The sequence below is a fragment of the Bradyrhizobium uaiense genome (assembly GCF_010811875.1).
GTDB classification, from domain to species: Bacteria; Pseudomonadota; Alphaproteobacteria; order Rhizobiales; family Xanthobacteraceae; genus Bradyrhizobium; species Bradyrhizobium uaiense.
On record NZ_VKHP01001167.1, the window covers coordinates 1 to 228 of the forward strand.

Below are 228 nucleotides of genomic sequence, written 5' to 3' on the forward strand. Positions count from 1 at the left end.
CGAGGCGACGATGCTGCAGGAAGGCGTAGGCAATCATTGTCATCAGGGCGTGACGATGAAGACCCTTCCATGATCGCCCCTCGAAGTGATCAAGTCCGAGTTCCTCCTTCAACTGCTGATGCGCCTGTTCGCAGATCCATCGCGCCTTGATAGTGGCGGCCAATGTGCGCAGATCCGTCGACGCAGGCAGGTTGGCGAGATAGTATTTCTTCTCCCCTGAGGCACGTT

The 228-nt window shown here is 57.0% G+C and carries 1 protein-coding gene; it reads right to left on the minus strand.

Annotated elements, in window-relative coordinates:
* Positions 1-228, minus strand: a 228-nt coding sequence (locus tag FNJ47_RS49170) for a transposase (protein ID WP_163163887.1), incomplete at both ends; no start/stop codon positions are given.